Here is a 20,952-nt window from a genome sequence, read left to right as displayed (position 1 = left end):
GTTATTGTGCCTTTGTTTTTAACGCTTTGATAGTTGCCTCATCAGCTCTTCCTGTAACACTAAGGTTGTTGTATGCTTGGAAGAAACGAACTGCTGTTGCAATATCCTTAGTAAACTCTGTTCTACCATCATTTGTCATGACAATCTTCTTCGGATCTGGAGCGAATCCAGCCTTAGTCAACAAGTTCACAAGTTCTGTCACATCAGTACCCTTATCGGTTGATGATTCTGAATATGATAACTCACGAGTACCAAGGATAACGGTTGTCTTGCTATTATTCCATGACTTCAACTTGTTAATGGTAGTTTGGTCTGCAATACCAGTCTGAGGCAAACCTGCATCCTTCTGGAAGTGCTTGACTGCTGATGCTATGGTAGCATCATAGAGAGAATAGCCCTCCTTTTCCTTTATCCAAGAGCGGTTGATGTATAAAGCTGTTGCAAGGTAGCCTGTAAGTGAGGTTACGTCACTTCCATGGATACCAGTCTTTAATGTTCTATCACCGATTGAATAATCACCTGCTGTCTTTGGCTTAGGTTTGCTGTAAGAATACGAGCCGCTACGAGAACTTGATGAGTAATGACTTGAACCACCTCCGTATGATGAGTAATGAGAGTAGTGTGACCTGTGACCAGATCCACCACCGCCACCACCTGAACGATGTGACATGTGCGAACGATGGCTTGCAATGTATTTCACTTCACCATTCTTATCGAGTTTTGCTACATTCTTGAATACCTTTCCCCATGAGCGTTTAGTCTCACCGAAGAAATCATCATTATTGACAAGGTCAGGTATAATAGTGGCGGTTTCTTCTGCTTGAGCATGAGTTGACAATAGTGCTGTAGCTGCAGAAAGCAACAATGCCCTTATTTTGTTTTTTGCTGGATTCTTCATTTTTCTTTCGTCTTAATAAGGTTCAACCAATAGTTGTCGGGAGATACAGCCAGAAGTTGATCAAGGTATTTCTTACCGTCCTCCGTTAGATGGCCTCCGTTGAACGAAATTATTTCTGCCAGTTGGTCAACTTCTTCTGCTACTGTATTTTGCAAATCTATTTTGTTTTTTTCAATCCAGTCGCTCTTATTCTGATTTGCAGCCAAGTATTCCGTTGGAATAGAATTCATAAGGGCAAGTATCTGTCCGTATTGCTTTCTATCTATCAAAGAAGTTACTTGGTCTTGCATCTTTGCGAAACAAACATCTGCTTGTGACAATGCTCCTTCCTTGTAAGATGATGTTCTGAAACTTCCGTCATACAGGTTGGAGGCTTGTATAAAACCTGCAATGGCTTTTCCGTAATTTCCATTGGCAAGATAACCGTCTGCTGCTTTCATCCTTTGCTCATAAGCGTTGATTTCGTCAGTAGATACCGCATAAGTTCCACCATAATAGCCGACTCCGCAGAACATGGCTGCAGGCATTGCTATCTTCAACAGCATCTGACGAAAGCGACTACTATCAGAAACAATGTATGATGACAAGATTCTGTCTTTTTCTGTTTTGCACCAATCATCATACTTAACACCCATTTCACCATACAGACCTTTTATCTCTGATTCCATTTTTTCGATGTCAGACAGTTTATCAGAAGCATAGTGTCCAGATTTGCTGATGTATGAAGCTGATGGCTTGACAAGTGCAGTATTCAATAGGTTGGTGAAATCTATCTTCTTTGCATCCAGTACTTCTTTGACAGTGTTTACCTTCCTCTGTCTATGACTGTTCAAAGTCTTTTCCTTCAGATTCTTGCACCAGTTGTTATCGTTGATACCTAATTGATTGCTGATGACATGAATCTTACCTTCTATCAAATACAGCTGATTCTCTGCTGACGCTGGATAATAAGCAACTGCATCCCAAATAATATCTTTTGGAAGTACAAGAAGGGACTTCAATGCCTCATCATATTCTTTCTTCAACTCTGCCAACATTCCTGGAAGTTTATCCAGTATGTTATCCGACTCGTTTATGTATGGGTCAAAGCTATTGCTTGAAGGTTCCTTGACGGCTGTCTTTAGTCCTAAGCCGTAGCATATAGAGTCGAACACATAATTGACAACGTCTTTCTTGAACTTTGATTTTTTGCTGTAATCTTGTTTAATCATTTCTATTTCTGCAAGATAAATTTTTCCAGACTCGTTGAAGGCATTGTAAATGCGTTGCCCATAACCAGTGGTCAGTACATCTTTCAGAACAACCTTAGTGGCAGGATATTCATCGTAGGCTGAATAGTCAGCAAGGATATTAGCCAACTGAACGGTTCGGATGGGTTCTGTACCATTCGTTTGGATAATATCCTTTATGCCTGTATGTAATTGGTATTTCTTATTCATGTCATATATCGAATTTATACATCGGATGACTCAAAACTCTCAAACGTTTTCTTATTTGTTCTGCAGTCAGAGTTTGGCGCTTTTCCTCCTCCTTATACTCATATAATCCTATTTCGTCATCGTAATCTGCATGAGACGATGTTGATGGGAGTTCACTTGTGAATCGGTTATACTTGGTAACTAGTTCTCGTTTGGAAATAAACAGTCGTTCAATATCTGTCTGAGCATACTGGGCCTCTATCAATTCCTTCTTTGTATAAAATTTAAGAGGAGAGTATTTCGACATCTTAGCTTTTGCTACCAGAATTTTCTCATTAACAGCAGCTATCTGTTTCTCCACGTTGCTTCTTTGCCATAGTATGAGCTTAGGTAGAATGAATTCTAATTCCTTTTCGTCATATAGGCAAGCTACAGACATATCGTCCTGGCTTCCAATCTTGCTTAACTGCGGAAGCGTATCTTCTATTTCTTTCTGTGCATCATTGTTTGACGTGTTAGCAATGAGCTTCAATATCTGAATATAGAAGTTCGCCTGATTGTATGACTCTCCGAAAGAGTCGTCCAATCCATCAGAAGCAAGGAAAACAGCTACAGGATAATCTCCATTGCCTTGATAGCAATAGCGGAATTCAGATAGCGCATCTGTATCACAAATGGATGTTGTCTTATTCAGAAAACATCGTTCATCCCAAGGGATAGGTTCATTCCAATTACCATCTCCATCAAAAGAGAAACACTTCCCATCTCCGAGGTGGAAAGCAAACCAGTACATTGGTGTTCTGACATAACACATCAATGTACAGCCGTATGTCTTGTCTATGGAGTGAGGATCTTGTGGGTCAGTAATCAACTTAAGTTCTTCATCGGTAAATGGATTTTCTTTTGCATGTTGTTCTACCATAGTTCTCCATCCGAATATGATTGACTTAAACAGCTGGTTCAGTTGATCATCTACTTTACTATTCTTTCGTAGATTCTCTTCTTTGCGCTCGGTTGTCAACGCCGATACTGCTGTAAATGGTTTTCCCTCAAATATGCTGGAATCTATATTTTCAACAAATCCCATTACTTTCTTGAAAGTACATTCAACTATTGTCTTTGAACCGACATCACTTCTGAAATACCTGCTACCACCATGTCCATCACTCAAGACAGCCACTGCAATACCATTATCAGTACTACACATTGCATAGTCCTGACATACTTTACCTGTTGCTTTATGGCTTTCTCCTTGACAAAAATGAACTAATTTCTCCATCAAAGAAACCTTAGTTTAATCCCAATCGTCGTAATTATCAGTAGAATTCACAGGAGCAGCCTCTGACTGAGCTCCGTTAATATCCTTGGTTGCTTCGGTTACATCCTTGATAACCTGTTCCTGCTTTGTGGTATCGCCAGCAGTACTACTCTTGCTACCAATCTGAGAAGAGGTAACGGCTACAACTCGAATGATTTGCTTTAAAGCATCAATATTGTGAACTGTAAATACTGCCTCATTCGTTCCAGTGAACTGAGTGAGAACATCCTTGTCTGCATCATCACCAATGGCGATAGCTATCTTGATCGCATTCTTGAACCAATTGTTTGCCTTCAGTTTTGACAAACCTCCATAGAAATCGTCTGTAGGCCCACCATCAGAAAGGAGAATAATTGCAGGAGCAAAACTTCCGCTTGGAGTCTGCATAAACCCATTGCGAGAGAGTTTTGTGTTGAGTTCCTGACAAGCAGCACCAAGTGAAGTTAGACCACTTGCAGTTACATCCTGCCATACAAACTCTGATGCAAGCTTTGGTTCGTCATAAAGCCAGTTACAACCACTTGAAAACTCAAGAGCTGCTACCTTGATTTCGGCATCTGGATTGGATGCAGAAATCTCATCAAGCATAGGAAGTACATTCTCAACAGCATCATTAACGGCACCAATCTTGTTACCAGCCATACTACCTGATGTGTCGATTACAAAGAAAAGTGTCATTGTTCTGCGTGGGACACTTACCACGTCATCTAAAAGTCCCATTATTGTAAAAATCAAATATTTGTTATTTCTCCTCGATAAGGAATCTCACGGATTTTGAACATTATTTTTAATCCTTCTTTTACAGGCATAATACCTTGCGATTCTACGGTCTTTACCTTGCCACTTGGCGTTTCGACCGTCCATTTGTCTGATGAGATATTCCTAATTATCAATACGCCATTGGCATCTTTTGAAACAATTGCATCTGGCGTATTATCGTTATCAATAAAGATTTCGGTCTTATCTGTGAGAGGCAATGATCTGTTATTGATAAACAGACGCTTGGAGATGTCAATGTTGCATCCTCGGTTGATACACTTGCCAACGGCTCCATTGGTTTCAACAAAGGTTTCTTCTTTGCAGATCGGACAGATGACCAATTGATCACGAACCCGTGAAATGATCTTCTCCCAATTCTGTTCAATCATTCGTTTCTCTGGATTATGTAGATAATCCTGACTGAACTCACGTTCGAAAGTTTCACGAAGGATCGATGGGAATACAAACCAACGTTTGATGACATTCTGATGGATTCCTCTCACAGGGCGATTAGTATTATTTGTCGGATCATAAATAAAGATGGCTTCACTTCCATAGAACTTACGCTCATAGCTTTCCGTCATACAAGGACATGCAATGACTCGTTCTCCTTCAAATGGGTGGTTAGCGTAGAAGAGCATAAACAGAATGACAGAAAGCGAGAATCTGTCGCTTCTCTTGTCTGGAATTCCACCAGCAACAATCTCAGGAGCCATATAACGAGCCTTACCCATAATGCCAGATTTCTCGCCCTGAGGCATTACGTTGTCATTATCACAGATTAGCACATCGCCATTGGTTGGGTCTATGAAGAAGTTGCCATCGTTTAGGTCTTGATAACTGTAGCCACAACGATGAAGCATCATGAATCCGTCACAAATCTTCATAGCTGCAGCCAACATTGCTGTAAAAGACTTGAAACAAACCTTGGCGAGCAAGTAATTGCCGAACTCATAGTAATTCTTTGGTCTCAGTTGCATAACATAACCAAAGCTACCAAGTTGACGGTTTGTCAAATGCTCTGGCCATAGGAATGCATCAGAAGGAGCACCATTCATGATGTTCTTTTCGAGATTTCTGTAAAACTTCTCGTCTGGTGCAGTCAGATACCATTTTAGGACCTTTTGTTCGCCATTCAAATCTACGAGATAGACAACACCTTGTCCCCCTCTACCTAATTCCTTGATGATGGTTACACAACCTCCATTCGTGAGAGAGATTCTTGTTCCTTTTGTCAAATCTGCCATCATATTTCAATTTTAATAATCTCCACCTTTTAGGTCAACTCGTTCTACTGATACCACATTTCCACTCGTTCCACAATTGGGGCATGTAACATGTTCCTGTCCATGGTAGCAGAAGAACTTGTTGCATGATGAGCAAACGATGTGTCGTTTTTCACCACAATAAGGGCATCCTGGATATTCTGTATCCAAAATTATATTGCCTTTGACATTAGTTTTGCCACAGCCTTCTCGTTGTGCTTTCTCTTTGTCAATCTTGAAAGCCCACACGAACTTGTATTGACCGGAACAAATCTTATCGACTGTTATACCGAAAGGTTGTTTTGTTCGTTCACAGGCTGCCATTACAGCAAAAGCTTCATTGCTTAATGTTGTCATAATCTGCTATGAGTTATACTTTTTTTGAGATAAAAGTAATTACTTTTCCTCAAAGCAACAAGATTTATACGTATTTTCCATTAAAAATTTTTGCTTTTAGAGTATAAATTTTAATTTTGCAAGCAAAATTCGCAAAAAAGAATGGGTTTATATTGGCGTAGAAGCACTAAAATTCTTCCAGGTGTACGAATTAACTGGAGCAAAAATGGACCAAGCATATCAATGGGACCTAAAGGAGCAAAGGTGAACATTGGCAAGCGTGGAACTTATGTATCTGGAGGCATTCCAGGTACGGGGCTTTATTACCGTCAAAAAGTGGGTGGAGGATCAAAATCAAATAGTTCTTCAACTACTGGAACAAATCCTCCAACCAATGCCACTACTCAGACAACATTTGGATTCTCAAAACAGGGTTGCCTTGTGTTCATTGTTGCGTCTGTAATTCTTTCGTTGCTACTTTCAAGCAACTTCATAACAGCTGCATTGCTTGCAGTAATTGCTGGATTATATTGGTTCTTCTTCATGTCACGAAAGAAGGCTTCTACTCCACAACCAAATACGAATGCGACACGACCTACGCAGCCTGTTCCAATTTCACCCCCATCTACACCAACTCCTTTTCAATCGGCTCCTTCGTCTAACGATATTGATGTAAAGGTTACTGTAGCCGAAGTTGAGCATCTTATTACTGAGATTGACAATACGACAGACAAGGTGAAACTACCATCAATCTACCGTAAGCTCATGTCAATCATCTATAAGTTGGAGAAAATAAATGGCGTTGAAATTAAAGGACTTCCGATTGATATAGCAAAGAAACGTATATTAGAGAACTACCGCAGACGCTTGAACTCTTAAAAATGTAGATTTATGCAATAATTATAGCCATAGTTATAATAGCCATCATATTATATTGGACTTGGGAAATTCTTCTCATGTTGTTTTTATTGTACGGAGTAGGAATAATTGCCAAATCTATATATAAAAGTTCGAGCACACATGCTGTACTTTACATGTATTTGTGGATAGTATATGGCGGATTTGCCTTCCTTCTTCTATGTTTACCAATTACACATGTGCGCTGGTTCAAAGGCGAAAGGACTTGGTTGGAAAAATTGTATAATACAGAGTATCTGTCTAAGCTAGAGGAAGATTGTGATAAATACATAGCATTTATTTTAGAAAACCAATTAAACGAATGTAAAATCCATCCATCTACAGAGAGATATAATCTGTATAATAGAATTGCGAGTCAAGATGCCGAGAATTTGTATCTTGATTTTCGTGTCGGAATGCTTGCTAAAACACTCTATGATATGAACAAGAACGAATATGACAATGATTACTACCAGTATTCATATATGTATCCAGAGATTTATAATAATAAATTCAAGAAGTACGAATTGCTTGATGGAGTGAATTTTATATTAGATGGTATTTTCGTAAGAAAAAGGTTACAAGGCGTTGTGTTACGTGACTCGGAGAGTAGTTCTGAAGACGGATGCTTTAAGGCGGAAAAGTTATCTAAGACAATAAGAAAGAAATTTGGAGATCCTATAGAGACCTCAAAAGATTCGGTTAATTATATAGCAAAGTGGTTGTTTGATGATAAGCATATTATAGTGGCCTCGATACGTGAATTTAATGGGAATGGTGGTGATGATACATATTATTCGTATTACAACGAGTTTCAACGCTTCACAGGCGTCATAATATATAATCCGCATTCCGTCATACCTTTAATCGAACAAGAAAAATTAGCACATAGAGAAGCTGCAAGAGTCGCAAAAGAATAGAAAAAGAAGAAGCAAGAACAAGCACGGGAAGCATTACTAAAACAACAAGAAGAACAAAAAGCTGTTCGTCAGAAAGAAATTGCAGATAGTATTTTTGCAGCAAAAAAGAAAAACGACATTCAAAATGGTTTCTAATAATTTTATAATGCATATAGTATCAGCGACTACAGCAATTATATCGCTGATATTACTTATGGCAACCGTATATTATGGTTTGTATGAACAATGGATTTATGCGGCAATTTGCATTGTCACCATCGTATTGGATTTCTACATCCATACGGCACCAGTAAATAAAATCAACAATAAATATAATAATAAACAGGCTAAGTCAAAGAAAACTACCAATCTAAAAGATTAGCGTTGGCCTCAACCTTTTCTTCTATATCGTCTGGTAAATTATAGAAGAAGTCAAAACCTGTGATACGTTCAACTTGGTCAATGCTATTAACATAACTTGACTGTGGATTGTTGCATGGATGATTTTTGTAGATAAAGCCAATAGCCTTTGGCGTGCCATTCATGCACAGAACCACCTTGAAGAATCCTTCAGGAACAGTCACTTTGTTAGGACCAATCGTTTCATGCTTACCCTTATACAGAATGGGGCCTGCAACAATGTAGATGTCACCATACTTGTTAGCCCAATTACGGCAAGTGATCTCCAACTCATTCCAATCACCACAGTTAAGATTATGATCCTGTGGACAAATATTTGTAAGGAAAAACGACTCCTTCATTGGTTCAAATCCCCATTTGTTGTCACCTGCGGGACACATGTGACCACGGTCATAACCAGAACCTTTGTAATCAACAAGTTCTGCTCGTGGCGCAGGCACCTCATCATCTACAATAAAGTTTGACAATCTCCTCTGATCACCATTTGTGTGGTCTGAAATTAAATGCCAAGCCACCCACTTCGGAATTTTATTCACCTTGTCATATGAAGTAGTATAAGCAGTCCTCTTTAGGATAAAATCGTTGTCAGAATAGGCCGGAACCTCCAAACCTTGATAATTTTGTTGGCTGATGCTTACGGATTCTGTTGCATTTTGCGTTAAGATTGTTTGTTTTGCCACTGATGATTTCCGTGCATTTGCAAATATCCCAATTATTATCTGGTCTATCTTTCCTGGTTGACATCCAAACAAGGAAAAAGACATTATAGTAGTTAGGAGTAATCGTATCATAAATACATGCTTATTTTTGCCTAAGCGCAAAGTTATAAAAATTCACATAAAAACAGATAAAACTATTCATTTTTCTTTTCCAAAATAATACATGTTTCCCAAAGATAGAAAAATCAAAACTTACCAAACCGTAGAAGATAATGATTGCCTTATGGTTCAGAACCGAATGCATCACACAAAAAGACTAATAATAATCATAGAGTGAAGATGCTTTACTTGGTTCTAATTTGAGATTTTTCATAAGTCATTTCCTGTAAATGCTGATATTGTTCTTTCACCGCCCGATACATCGAATAATGTGCAAAGGATTCTTCCTTATACTTCACACTATTAACCGACGCAGTAACAGCCCACGTAACAATAATGACAACAAACACTACGACATATCGAAGTTTTATATGATGCCCACGTATAAACATCCCATTGATATTTGGTGGAATAATGGTTACAGGGCTTTTCAATTCATTGATTCTCGCAAGTATCTCATTCTGCCGCTTTAATATACAATCGGTATTAGCCTTGATATTCATGCGATTAAGATTATAATCGCAAACGTGCCGATAAAGATATTCAAGAAGTTTAGACTTTTGCTTGAATAAATCAATGAGTTTTGGAAACCATAGCGAAAACGGCAATGTGTTAGGCTGCTGTTGCCAGATATGTTTCTTGACCACAGACAAGGCTTCATTCCAGCAAGTACAGAAACTTTTGGCAATTCCTGTATAAATGGCCTTTTCATTGAAATCCGCTTTTACAGATTGTTCCGGTTTAGGAACTGTAGTATTCTGTTTTTCAATACACTTAGCTCCTTGATACTTTGGCGCAAATTCGCAAGATTTGCAGCTACTACATCTTCTTTCATTATCTTCTACGTTTTGAGGTTTTATAAAAAGGTTCGTTTCTTTGGTTATCCTTATCTTTATCGTTTCGCCATCCTTGTTCATTGTTGGTTCCTCCACCTCCTCCACTGGGAGTTATGGCTTGATGGGGTTGAATAATCAGCTCTGCTGTCATATTACCCAATGTAGCACAAAGGCTGTTAAAACTCAAATCACGGTCAAGTTTGGAACCAGCCATGCTATACTCATCCTGACTGAATGATATACCACGAATTTTATCAGAATTCTCAGCGTGATTAAAACGCATATCTATACCCAAGCCTTTGAGAATGCTAAAAAAGTCATTCCACGAATGAGAATTTGCTCGTGCATCAAGAACTGAAGAACGGAGATTATATTTCCGTAATTGATGAGGACGCAAACGGCTCTTATTTCTGGCTTTGCTATTTTTAGGAGCAAAGTAAAGTCCATACTCTTTAGTCAAAGCACGGCAAACTTTTGCATTGCGTATTCTTTCATTGCTGTCAGGAATAAGATTGCCATCATTATCTATCCGATTGAATACCAAATGACAATGAGGATGTTTCGTGTCGTGATGCCGGGCTATGATATATTGAGTATTGCGAATCCCCATTTGTTTCATCCATTTCTTGGCAATCTCCACCATAAGTTTATCTCCTTCTTCGTTATCGGGAAAACGGCTAATGTCTTACGAAGAGAAAGCAAGCGATACGTGCTTTACAGGACTCTTTACTTTCGGGCGCATGGATGCTTGAAGGCAAAAAGAATCGGCAATCAACTTATTGCTAATGGCACATACTCTTTCGTGCGCCAAAAATGTAGCGCATTTCTTCTTGTTCTTTTGGTCGTTGGCATAGTTTACAATACCTCCGAAATCAACTCTTGTTTTAATCTTCGCTATCATGACAGGTATTCTTTACTTGGGTGATAATTCTACTAACTTCCAAGATAATCGAAAGACATTGTTGTTTGACTGTTTTCAATCCATAGATGTGCATCTGATGGGCAATCTGATTGACGTTATTGGCGATACCGGAAAGGTCACGAATTGCCGATACTATTTCCGGACTGATACGTTGACAGACTTGACAATCCATTGCAGCCTGATGGCAAAATTCATTGACAGACAATCCTGCCTGTTCCGCTTTGGATTGGATATAAATGTAGTCGTTCTCAGTAAACATTACCCGAAAACATTTGGTACGTTTCTGATAGCTCGCCAACTTTGGGCGGCCACCAAGTTTCTTTTCTTTTATACTCATATTGATTCTCGATATTAATAAATTGTTTTTTGAGAGTGGCAGTTCTATCGCTTGCCGCATAGGTTTTAGTGGCACTAAAACACAAACTTGCCACTCAAAAAATCTTCCTATATTTCCCCTGCTCTATCCGGCATAGCTTGCCATCTTTAATAAAGGCTTCTATCCACTTGTTTGCCGTACTTCCATTCTCGCCCAAAGTTAAAACCGCTGCATCATAATCTTTCTTTGCGAAAGTGTCAGGCAACATATTATAAAGGGTGTTCCTTCGTGCATAAACGCCTGTCTCCGGCGTAGCGGTATTGAATCGTTTAGACTGATTTCCTGACAAATTCTGATAAATGAATACGGCATGATAAAGCAGGGTGTCGCAAATACTCATGGCTATGGAATAGTCAAACTCATGACAAACCAATTGTACAGTCTCGTCAGAAGAAGATTTGTGAATCACATTATCCAAATGTCGGACAGCGGTCAACACCATCATTATACGATAAGCAATCAGTCCCATCCGTCTGACTACTCCTTGCATCTTGTTATCCACTTCGTCACAACATTCCTCATTCACACGACTGAGATATTCAATAAAGTGTTCCTGTAAATCAGAGGGAAGAGAAAAGGAATAATTACCCTGCCGTACAAAATTCTCATGCAAATGGCAGAATTTATCTCCCAACAGTTTGAACATGGCATTCTTGGATTGAGAAATGTCGCTTGTGGCAAACACATTTCTTATACCTCGTTTGAAGCGGATAATATAGAAACAAAAGCGACTCATCAATCCGTTCTCCGCATCAGGTATCAATCTTCTTACCTGTTCGGGAGTTCCAGCCAAAGCGACTGATACTCTTGGATTGCTGACTTCACAGTACTCCCTATCTTTGCGCCGACTCAAACTTACCAGCTCATGATGAAATGCCTTTCGCAACACATCAGAATAATTGCCATAGTCCGACTTCAAAGTCTGGCTTAATGTATCGCCCTCCGATTCAAACAACAATCCGATTCCGTCATTATCTCCCAATATCTTCAAGAAAGAGCTTGCGCTGCTATTGGCAGGAATGACGAGCATACGCATGGGCGGTTCTGTTGGCATAGTCATTTCATCAGTTTTCTTACCTTTGATATAAGCACTCATCGCTTCTTTGTATTCCTGCTCTAATCGTTTGGAAAGTTCATGCAAATTACGGTTAATGGGAGCTACCAATTCTCGGCATAAGGTCAATGCTCCTTTTCCCATACCGGCATCTGCCACCACGAACAGATATAGATTCGGATAAACAATGCGTTCATCGTACACGCCACAAACATTATGAAAGCATACCGACAAACACACAATAGCCCCAATCAGTATCGTATCACGGTCATCTACCGAAATGGAATTATTGACAACCTCATTTAGAAAAGGAGGAAGATTCTCAAACACACATTCAGGAAATACAGGAAGTTCTTCTTCTGATTTTATCCATTTACCCGTTTTATCATTTTGGATATTTGGCAAAATGGATAAATGCTCTTTGAAGAACGGAGCCAATGAGATTCCGGTTTGATTTGCCAAATGGAAGAAAGAACGGATAGTAATGCCTTGCCCTTTGGAGTGCAGACAATGCGTATATTGTTTATCCGTTTCTTCCCTTTGATAGGTAGGGTAAAACCTGCTGATGCGGTGATAATACTCCCGTCCGTTCTCTCCCAATCCATCCACAAGCGCAAAGCCCAACTCCACCCAATCTTTATAATGAGGAGCTATATCAATAGCACGCCGTTCTATCTCCCGAACAACACTTTCCACATCATCCTCCACCTTATCATATATAGGGACAATACTTGGTGTATGTGCCTGTTGTATTTCAGAAGGGACATTCTCCCAATCTTGGGCAGAAAAGATTTTCTTCGACATCATCTTTGTATTTATGGTTAATATATGCTTGTGGGTCGTAGGGTAAGAAGCATGAACGAGCCACATCACTGCCGGGCATATCCACTAATGGCAAACCTGTTGCTTTGATGCAGTTGGCAACAGCCTTAAAGTATCGGGAATGTTCCCAGCCTTTCAAGTCAACAGGTATTATCCACTTCAATCCATTACCGAATGGACTGACAAATAACAGTTCTGTATCAAAATACTCATGGTTGAGCAGTTGCTGTTTTAACTCCCCTATGTTATCCACATGATCGAAATCCAAACACATCAATCCTGAGTGCATAATCAGTTCCTTCTCATTACGCTTGCGGAATAATCCCGAAAAAGTACAATAGTCAAAATGAGTGGCCTTGTACTTTTTGGCTTCGGGAGAAGACATCATCAAACGCAGGGCTTCGGTTTGTGGTTGGGCATAATGCCCGATGATATAACGATACATATCCACAATGCCTACCGCCCTTATCGGTTCGATGTTTTGAATAGGCTTGCGAAAGAACGAAAAGCAATAGTCTGTCGTTTCCATCATCTGATAATCTTTTTAGATTCGACAAATCGTCTGGCTTCTTCCATTAAGTCATCCTGTGTCTTATGCGATTTATTCTTCAACCAATCGTCAATCTCAGATTGCAGAAAAGCCAACGCCTTATTTATTTTATGTACGGGAATCTGTTTGGCTGATACCCATCCATAAACTGTTTGTTTGGCCGGATGTGATGGCAGATAAGCACAAAGCTCATCTATATCCATCCACTTAGGTGAGTTACTTGCCTGCTTATGTTGCAAGGCATTTACTTTGGATTGCAGTACTTCTACGGACTCAATCAGGTAGGACAACGCATTCGGCATTTCCTCCAATGAATTTACTTTATAAGCCATTTTTTCTTCGTATTAAAATTTATGCTGCAAAAGTATAGGGATGCTTATAGGTGCTAAATAGGTGCTTGACCGCCACCAATCAACCGCTCATTTACCACTGACAGATTTAAGTTTCATTAATACGAGAATTTATTGGAAGACATAATAAAAGGGGAATAAACCACTATTGGGACTAACACATTCCTTATCGAAAGCTTCAATCTACAAAATACCCCTCAAAAAGCCGATGCTTCATGAGGGGTAAACGGTGGTAAGTATATGATTGGTATTACATAAGTCATTGGTGCTCAATGGTGGACACAACCACCACAACCTATAAATCCAAATTTTCTATATGCAGCGTATTGGCGGCTTTCTCTTTTTGTTCGTTTACGATGTGCGTATAAATCTGCGTGGTTTTGACGTTAGTATGTCCCATCAAAGACTTGATGGTATATATGTCAACGCCATTTTCCAGCAACAGCGAAGCGTAGCTATGGCGGCCACAATGGAAGGTGATGTGCTTCTTGATACCGGATGCTTCTATCCAGACTTTCAACGGGCGAGAAATCCAAGAGGCATCAGTCAATCCTTCAAAAACAAGTGCTTCATCATCGTCTGGACGTATGCCGCATAGTTGAAGTGCCTGTTGAATGACAGGCTTGTAATCGGGCCTTTTTGTCTTTTGCTGAATTACGACTGCCTGCCATGTGCCCTTGCTTGTTTGCTGAATTTGTTTCCATTTCAAAGTTTGAATATCACTATGCCGCAATCCAGTGAGAATAGAGAACAAGAACGCACGTTTCAAAACATCATCCTTGCAAGGAGTATCAACCAACATCTGCACTTCATTCATGGTAAGCGCAACACGAGGTTTCTCTATGTTTGTTATTCCCTTTACTTTCGCACTTATATCAACGGTCAGATATTCATCAATGAATGCCTGTTTTAATCCGGCTTTGAGTATAGAGAAATAAGTCGATGCCGTGTTTTGTGAGATAGTACCTTTCTTATTCCCTCCCATTGGGGCACGGAGAAGGAACATCTTTATATCTTCAAGCAGTTTAACGGAAATCGCCTTGAATGGAATTGGCTGCCCTTGTGAATACATTTTCAATAATTCGCCTACACGCCTCCAGTTAACTATAATCGAATCGGAACTATTGGGATGACGTGTACTTATAATACGATTGAAATACTTGATAAAATCCTGTTCGCTCCGCTCATTCTGTGCTGCGATTTCGTTTTCCTTATCAGTGTAAAGGATGGCACTATCGTATTCGTGTTGGCGTAACTTACGAACATTGTCGGCATAGATGCAAGCCTCTTGGTCTATCGTTGAACGGCATTGGATAATCCCATTCAAATCACGCTTAGGCTTATAGTTGAATGTTCCATCAGGCAGGATACGTGTAATGGACGACTTGTCCCAAATGGGTGTAGATATAGTCCGGTTAATGGATTCTACCACACGGCTTGCCCGAGTTGAACCTCGCTTATAAACTGGGTATGATTCTATAATCAGATACCACTCTTCTTTGTAGTTCGACCTTCTGAGCTTGACGGTCACTTTGGTATTAGGTAATGCTTTCTTCATAACGACTTGTATAATTTATCAATTTCAGATTTGGGAACATAAACATAGTTACCGATTTGGCGTGTAGGAATAGAATGACGGCGTATGTGCTTAAATACACTGCTGTCATTGATATGGAATTTCTTGGCAATCTCTCCGATAGTATAACAGTCTTTGGGTTCAAAGGACAATGCTTCCTTTTTTCTCTTTCTACTCCCTGCCTTTGTTTTGAAGTGTTCATCCATATACTGCCGACTAAGGCGTATCAGACGCTGGCCAAAATTGTATGACGGTATCAAGCCTTGCCGTATCATACGATAAAGGACGTCTTTACTAATTCCGTAAATCAGCATGGCTTCCTTTACGGTTAGATACCCCTTGTTGGATGGTATTCGCCTAATCAGTGCTTGGCGTATCGCTTCTTTCTCTTTTGCGACTTGTCTTTTCTTATACGCCCTCTTGGAACAAGCAGGGCAACAATACTTCGACACTAATGTGGGAGGAGTAAAGATTTTACCACACTCCTCGCAACTTCTTTGAATGGTGTAATTTCCTCTTGGCATATTCTTCTCGTTTTAAATGGTTTATATCAATCTAAGTTGTACCTTATCGCCAAATAAGACGTGTCGCAAACATGTCGCAAATAAGAGATAAAAAAGCCCATAGAAAACGCATAGCAACCATGAACCCCATAAACACAAAAAGCGTGCAACTCATTGAGCTGCACGCTTTTGCTTATTGTTTGTTATCTGTTTCCTTATCGGAATCATTTGACTTCCTCAAAATCCGCATCCTGAATATGTTCGTCCTGTCCACCGTTGGACTGACCACCACCGGATTGTCCGGCGTTCATATCAGGACCGGCTTGTGCACCACCTTGGGCACCGCCCTGAGCATACATCTCTGCACTTGCAGCTTGGAATGCAGTATTCAATTCGGCCATAGCACTGTCAATAGTTGCCAAATCCTGAGCCTTGTGAGCATCCTTCAGTTTCTGCAAAGCAGCTTCGATCGGAGCTTTCTTATCAGCAGGCAACTTGTCACCTAATTCTTTCAGTTGATTTTCAGTTGAGAAAATCATACTGTCAGCTTGATTTAACTTGTCGATCTTTTCACGTTCTTTCTTATCAGCTTCAGCATTTGCTTCGGCTTCAGCTTTCATCTTTTCAATTTCTTCTTTGCTCAAACCACTGGAAGCTTCGATACGGATAGCTTGTTCTTTACCTGTAGCCTTATCTTTAGCAGATACCTTCAGAATACCGTTGGCATCGATATCGAATGTAACTTCAATCTGAGGAACACCACGACGAGCCGGAGCAATACCTGTCAAGTTAAACTGACCGATAGATTTATTCTGCGCAGCCATCGGACGTTCACCTTGCAATACATGAATGGTCACTTCAGTCTGGTTATCGGCAGCCGTAGAGAAAGTTTCGCTCTTACGTGCAGGAATCGTTGTATTAGCGTCAATCAATTTAGTCATTACACCACCTAAGGTTTCGATACCCATTGACAACGGAGTAACATCCAACAACACCACACCCTTAATCTCATCTGTTAAAACAGCACCTTGCACAGCAGCACCTACCGCTACTACTTCATCCGGGTTAACACCCTTAGAAGGAGCTTTGCCGAAGAAGTCTTCAACTAACTTCTGAACAGCCGGTATACGTGAAGAACCACCAACAAGGATTACTTCGTCAATATCAGCATTATTCAAACCGGCATCCTGCATAGCTTTCTTGCAAGGTTCAAGACAAGCCTGAATCAAGCTATGAGCCAAAGATTCGAATTTTGCACGAGTCAAAGTCTTAACCAAGTGTTTAGGCACACCTCCTACCGGCATAATGTACGGTAAGTTGATTTCTGTACTTGTAGAAGAAGACAATTCGATCTTTGCCTTTTCTGCAGCTTCTTTCAGACGTTGCAAAGCCATCGGATCTTGAGTAAGATCGGCACCTTCGTCTTTCTTGAATTCTTCAACCAACCAATTAATGATTACTTGGTCGAAATCATCACCACCCAAGTGAGTGTCACCGTTTGTAGAAAGTACTTCGAACACACCGCCACCGAACTCAAGGATAGAAATATCAAATGTACCTCCACCAAGGTCGAATACGGCAATCTTCATATCTTTGTGAGCCTTGTCAAGACCATAGGCCAACGCAGCAGCCGTCGGTTCGTTTACGATACGTTTTACTTCCAATCCGGCAATCTGACCAGCTTCTTTAGTAGCCTGACGTTGTGAATCCGAGAAATAGGCAGGAACTGTGATAACGGCTTCCGTTACTTCCTGTCCCAGATAATCTTCAGCAGTCTTTTTCATTTTCTGCAAAATCATTGCAGATATTTCTTGAGGAGTGTAAAGACGACCGTCGATGTCGACACGCGGCGTGTTATTATCGCCTTTTACCACTTTATATGGAACGCGAGCTACCTCTTTCTGTACTTGATCCCAATTTTCACCCATGAAACGTTTGATAGAAAAGATCGTACGTTTCGGGTTTGTGATAGCCTGACGTTTAGCAGGATCACCTACTTTACGTTCGCCACCGTCCACGAATGCAACGATAGAAGGAGTGGTACGTTTACCTTCACTATTTGCTATTACTACCGGTTCGTTTCCTTCAAATACGGAAACACATGAGTTTGTAGTTCCTAAGTCAATACCAATAATTTTTCCCATAATCTTTATACTTTTATATTATTATTATTCAAATTTCCTTTTGTCCGGCTGTTGTCTTATTCCTTATTTCTAAGGGTATCTTCCAAACGGACGACAATCTAAAAACAAACCGTATGCCAAAAGGAAATTACATTAGTCAGTGACATATTTTCTGCCAAAAAGACAGTTTTTAACTACATAGCTTGTGCAATAGATGCAAACATAACCCGCAGTTGACTCATACAACAAATGTAACTGACTCTGGTTCGATACGGAAAAATAAAATTATGTTTCTTCACGGGAAGATATAACAAACAGCCTTTCTCTCCCAACTGCCATACTGGCGGACCGTACATTTTTTATAGAAATTATAGAGTCTGTTTAAATTTTGCCCAATATTATTTTGAGAGGAAAATTCAAACAAGCCCTACATTTTATAATTAAGGATAGAGCCATAAGTACATAATACATCCAAGTCTGTAAATCAACAGACCCGGATACACATGCATTGCATATCCGGGTCTATCTCTTCTCTCCACTTGTGTAGAGCAAGATTATTTCTATATATAGTATTGACTACTTCTTGACAAGTACCAGTACCAATGTTCCATTTGCATCATACAGTCCGATACCGCCACCGGCAAGCTTACCAAAAGATTTCACTTCATTCAGTGCACCCATGATTTTTCCTTCTGTTTCCATATCGGGACAGGCCATCATGGTAGACGCCATACCCGGAAAAGAGATCGAAAGAGCATTTCCTTCTTCTGTTTTAAAACCGCCGTTTATCAGGTTACATCCTGCATTACCATGCACTCTCTGCTCTTTTACGTCAAAAGCAATAAAAGGCTGTTTTTCCATTCCTGTAGGAACGGCTTCACCATTCACATCCGTAATTTTCCACTCTCCCTGCAAATCCGCAACCTTCACATCGGCAGCTTTCTTTGCAAGGATAACAACCGGACGATTGGAAGCATTACAAAGAGCCATATTCTCTTTTCCCATTTTTTTATATCCTTTCACCTGTGCCAAGGCACCCAATACATTCTGTTCCAAAGTCATATCCGGACAGGCCATACGAGTACTCCCCAATGCCCCCAAATCAATGGTACCAGGTTTGGCATTCACATCAACCGAACCGATAATACGATTACAGCCACTATATCCGTACACTTTTCCAGTAGTGGTATCAAAGCCTATAAAAGGAAGTTGCTGACCCTGACCCGGCACGACAGCCGAACCGTTTATTTCAATAATATTCCATTCACCGTTCATAGAAGACAAAGAGAGGGCCTCTTTTGAAGAACGGCAAGAAAACATTACAAGTGCTGCACTTGCAATAAAAATAGAAACAATTACTTTTCTCATTATTCAATAACGTTTAAGTTAAATATCGGTGCAAATATATTGAAAATAACATAAAGTTCATACATTTGTCTAACAAATATCAACAGTCCGAGCCATTCAATAGTTCATTAACGCCTAATTAAAGATGAAAGAAACCATATTTATCTTACTTTTTATCATTCCGGGAATGATAACCATTACTGCTCAAAATGATTACATTGTGAAAACCTTTCAACAGACAGACAGTAATATGAGCGAAGAAGAGCGGTTTGTTGAAAGTAATTTTCCGTTAATAACCTTATGCAAATGGACACCGGGATTGAAATTCATGTTTATCCCCGATGGCAACGATCTGTTTGTACCTATCTTCAATTCTTATGAAACCGGAAAAGAGGCGGACAGCAGCAAACTTAAACACAGATTCTTTGAGTTTCAAGGTATCGAAGAAAAAGCAAAAGAGACTCATGTAGGCACCAATTATTCCACCCGTTTTATCTTTAGCTGTGAAGGGAATAAATACTATTATGAATTTAAGGGGCAGAGACTTGATGACATTTGTGAGCGGAATCCTCATGCCAGTATTAACGGACTGGTATATCTACCTGACGTAGACACTGCACGAAATTTACTTATCGGAAAAGTTGTTTACACAAACTTTACTACTGCACGGGTAGATGACAGTAACAGTTATGCCGGTTATAAAACAATAACCATCCCCAAAGATGAGAAAGTAACCATTACAAATATCGGAGTCGGAAGTAAATCACATCCCGTAAAAGTGGTTTTCGAAGATACGGCAGGCAATTCATACTATACTGAAGTAGCCCTGTCGAGAACAAACTCCGGAATGGATAAATCCGACTTTCAGGCAGAGAAGAAAATGAAATATTTTCCGAATGCATTTTCTTTCAATAACCGACAAACACTAACGGCAGAGAACTTAAAAAACAAATACACGGGTATGGCTGTTTATCCCAAACAGACAATGAGTGTGAAATGTTTTATAAATGTAGACGGAAGGAAAACAGAAAATCAAGTACGCTTATTACGTTACACTTCACTGCATATAAAAGATATTGAGATAAAACTCCCTGAGACAAAAGCAAAATTAACTCTTGAAGATGTAAACGGAAGTATTTTTGAACTTGAAGTTGATTTGAAATATGACATTATTACCAAAAATGAAAACTATATAGAAGATCTACTGGCTTTTGGAGATATCCGTAAACAGTATCCACATACCACAGAGGAGAACTGGAAGCTCATTTCTCAAGGCGAAGTGCAAGAGGGAATGACAACCGATGAATGCCGTCTGGCACTCGGCAATCCCATCCAGATAGAATTCAAACAAGACACCCGGTTCGAGACTTGGCTGTATGCACGGAAAATGCTGGAATTCGAAAGCGGACGGTTACTTCGTTATAAATAAATAAGGAAAGTAGGAACGGTTTTCTGAAAATAATGC

Annotated in this window: 19 protein-coding genes and 2 pseudogenes; 4 read left to right on the top strand and 17 right to left on the bottom strand. The window is 39.8% G+C overall.

What is annotated here, in order from left to right; genetic code table 11:
* Position 1: 1 nt before the first annotated feature.
* The 6 genes from RB604_RS10925 to RB604_RS10900 are packed head-to-tail and all read right to left on the bottom strand — an operon-like array spanning position 2 to position 6,015.
* Positions 2–898 (bottom strand): peptidoglycan-binding domain-containing protein, encoded by an 897-nt coding sequence (locus RB604_RS10925; protein ID WP_129649009.1) that lies wholly within the window; start codon positions 896–898, stop codon positions 2–4.
* The gene (locus RB604_RS10920; RefSeq protein ID WP_129649006.1) at positions 895–2,337 is read right to left on the bottom strand and encodes a hypothetical protein; all 1,443 of its coding nucleotides are present in this window, start codon (positions 2,335–2,337) and stop codon (positions 895–897) included. Before RB604_RS10920 ends, RB604_RS10925 begins: the two co-directional genes overlap by 4 nt.
* A 1-nt stretch (position 2,338) precedes the next feature.
* Complete coding sequence (locus RB604_RS10915; RefSeq protein ID WP_004290522.1) at positions 2,339–3,595, bottom strand: protein phosphatase 2C domain-containing protein; 1,257 nt, start codon at positions 3,593–3,595, stop codon at positions 2,339–2,341.
* Between the two features lie 15 nt (positions 3,596–3,610).
* Complete coding sequence (locus tag RB604_RS10910; RefSeq protein ID WP_004290521.1) at positions 3,611–4,354, bottom strand: vWA domain-containing protein; 744 nt, start codon at positions 4,352–4,354, stop codon at positions 3,611–3,613.
* Between the two features lie 11 nt (positions 4,355–4,365).
* Positions 4,366–5,643, bottom strand: coding sequence for a serine/threonine protein kinase (locus RB604_RS10905; RefSeq protein WP_229104155.1), 1,278 nt, complete (start codon positions 5,641–5,643; stop codon positions 4,366–4,368).
* Positions 5,644–5,652: 9 nt separating this feature from the next.
* Positions 5,653–6,015 carry a TerY-C metal binding domain-containing protein gene (locus RB604_RS10900; RefSeq protein WP_129649003.1) on the bottom strand — a complete coding sequence of 121 codons (363 nt, stop codon included), beginning with the start codon at positions 6,013–6,015 and terminating at the stop codon, positions 5,653–5,655.
* A 141-nt stretch (positions 6,016–6,156) separates the two neighbouring features.
* On the opposite strand from RB604_RS10900, the gene RB604_RS10895 reads away from it, so the two are divergent.
* From RB604_RS10895 to RB604_RS10885, 3 genes are all read left to right on the top strand, one after another.
* The gene (locus RB604_RS10895) at positions 6,157–6,873 is read left to right on the top strand and encodes a DUF4236 domain-containing protein (protein WP_129649000.1); all 717 of its coding nucleotides are present in this window, start codon (positions 6,157–6,159) and stop codon (positions 6,871–6,873) included.
* Positions 6,874–7,091: 218 nt separating this feature from the next.
* Complete coding sequence (locus RB604_RS10890) at positions 7,092–7,811, top strand: hypothetical protein (RefSeq protein WP_129648997.1); 720 nt, start codon at positions 7,092–7,094, stop codon at positions 7,809–7,811.
* A 145-nt stretch (positions 7,812–7,956) separates the two neighbouring features.
* A complete protein-coding gene (locus RB604_RS10885; protein ID WP_129648995.1) occupies positions 7,957–8,172 on the top strand; it encodes a hypothetical protein in 216 nt (71 codons plus the stop codon).
* Here RB604_RS10885 and RB604_RS10880 read toward each other — a convergent pair.
* The 11 genes and pseudogenes from RB604_RS10880 to RB604_RS10830 all read right to left on the bottom strand — a co-directional run bounded on the left by RB604_RS10880 (position 8,153) and on the right by RB604_RS10830 (position 19,508).
* On the bottom strand, positions 8,153–8,974 hold the full coding sequence (locus RB604_RS10880) for a DNA/RNA non-specific endonuclease (RefSeq protein ID WP_129649051.1): 822 nt from the start codon (positions 8,972–8,974) through the stop codon (positions 8,153–8,155). The genes RB604_RS10885 and RB604_RS10880 overlap by 20 nt on opposite strands.
* A 239-nt stretch (positions 8,975–9,213) precedes the next feature.
* Positions 9,214–9,863 (bottom strand): annotated as a pseudogene (locus RB604_RS10875) (hypothetical protein).
* Positions 9,863–10,765: pseudogene (locus RB604_RS10870) on the bottom strand (relaxase/mobilization nuclease domain-containing protein). The pseudogenes RB604_RS10875 and RB604_RS10870 overlap by 1 nt, the downstream one beginning before the upstream one ends.
* Positions 10,749–11,123, bottom strand: a complete 375-nt coding sequence (locus tag RB604_RS10865) for a MobC family plasmid mobilization relaxosome protein (RefSeq protein WP_195588006.1) — start codon at positions 11,121–11,123, stop codon at positions 10,749–10,751. Before RB604_RS10865 ends, RB604_RS10870 begins: the two are co-directional and overlap by 17 nt.
* 94 nt (positions 11,124–11,217) lie before the next feature.
* Positions 11,218–13,020 (bottom strand): DUF3987 domain-containing protein, encoded by a 1,803-nt coding sequence (locus RB604_RS10860; RefSeq protein ID WP_129648992.1) that lies wholly within the window; start codon positions 13,018–13,020, stop codon positions 11,218–11,220.
* Positions 12,971–13,570 (bottom strand): BT4734/BF3469 family protein, encoded by a 600-nt coding sequence (locus RB604_RS10855; protein ID WP_129648989.1) that lies wholly within the window; start codon positions 13,568–13,570, stop codon positions 12,971–12,973. The genes RB604_RS10860 and RB604_RS10855 overlap by 50 nt, the downstream gene beginning before the upstream one ends.
* Complete coding sequence (gene mads1, locus RB604_RS10850) at positions 13,567–13,920, bottom strand: methylation-associated defense system helix-turn-helix domain-containing protein MAD1 (protein ID WP_117596180.1); 354 nt, start codon at positions 13,918–13,920, stop codon at positions 13,567–13,569. Before mads1 ends, RB604_RS10855 begins: the two co-directional genes overlap by 4 nt.
* 313 nt (positions 13,921–14,233) lie before the next feature.
* The gene (locus RB604_RS10845; RefSeq protein WP_129648986.1) at positions 14,234–15,496 is read right to left on the bottom strand and encodes a site-specific integrase; all 1,263 of its coding nucleotides are present in this window, start codon (positions 15,494–15,496) and stop codon (positions 14,234–14,236) included.
* Positions 15,493–16,038, bottom strand: coding sequence for a helix-turn-helix domain-containing protein (locus tag RB604_RS10840; RefSeq protein WP_005795672.1), 546 nt, complete (start codon positions 16,036–16,038; stop codon positions 15,493–15,495). The genes RB604_RS10845 and RB604_RS10840 overlap by 4 nt, the downstream gene beginning before the upstream one ends.
* A 203-nt stretch (positions 16,039–16,241) precedes the next feature.
* A complete protein-coding gene (gene dnaK, locus RB604_RS10835) occupies positions 16,242–18,161 on the bottom strand; it encodes a molecular chaperone DnaK (RefSeq protein ID WP_005924323.1) in 1,920 nt (639 codons plus the stop codon).
* A 555-nt stretch (positions 18,162–18,716) separates the two neighbouring features.
* Positions 18,717–19,508, bottom strand: a complete 792-nt coding sequence (locus tag RB604_RS10830) for an META domain-containing protein (RefSeq protein WP_005924326.1) — start codon at positions 19,506–19,508, stop codon at positions 18,717–18,719.
* 124 nt (positions 19,509–19,632) lie between these two features.
* Here RB604_RS10830 and RB604_RS10825 point away from each other — a divergent pair, with 124 nt between their 5' ends.
* A complete protein-coding gene (locus RB604_RS10825; RefSeq protein ID WP_055295562.1) occupies positions 19,633–20,916 on the top strand; it encodes a hypothetical protein in 1,284 nt (427 codons plus the stop codon).
* Positions 20,917–20,952 lie beyond the last annotated feature (36 nt).

It is taken from the genome of Bacteroides salyersiae (assembly GCF_031172035.1).
GTDB classification, from domain to species: Bacteria; Bacteroidota; Bacteroidia; order Bacteroidales; family Bacteroidaceae; genus Bacteroides; species Bacteroides salyersiae.
The sequence above is the reverse complement of the archived record's forward strand: the minus strand, read 5'-3'. Positions and strand labels throughout refer to the sequence as shown.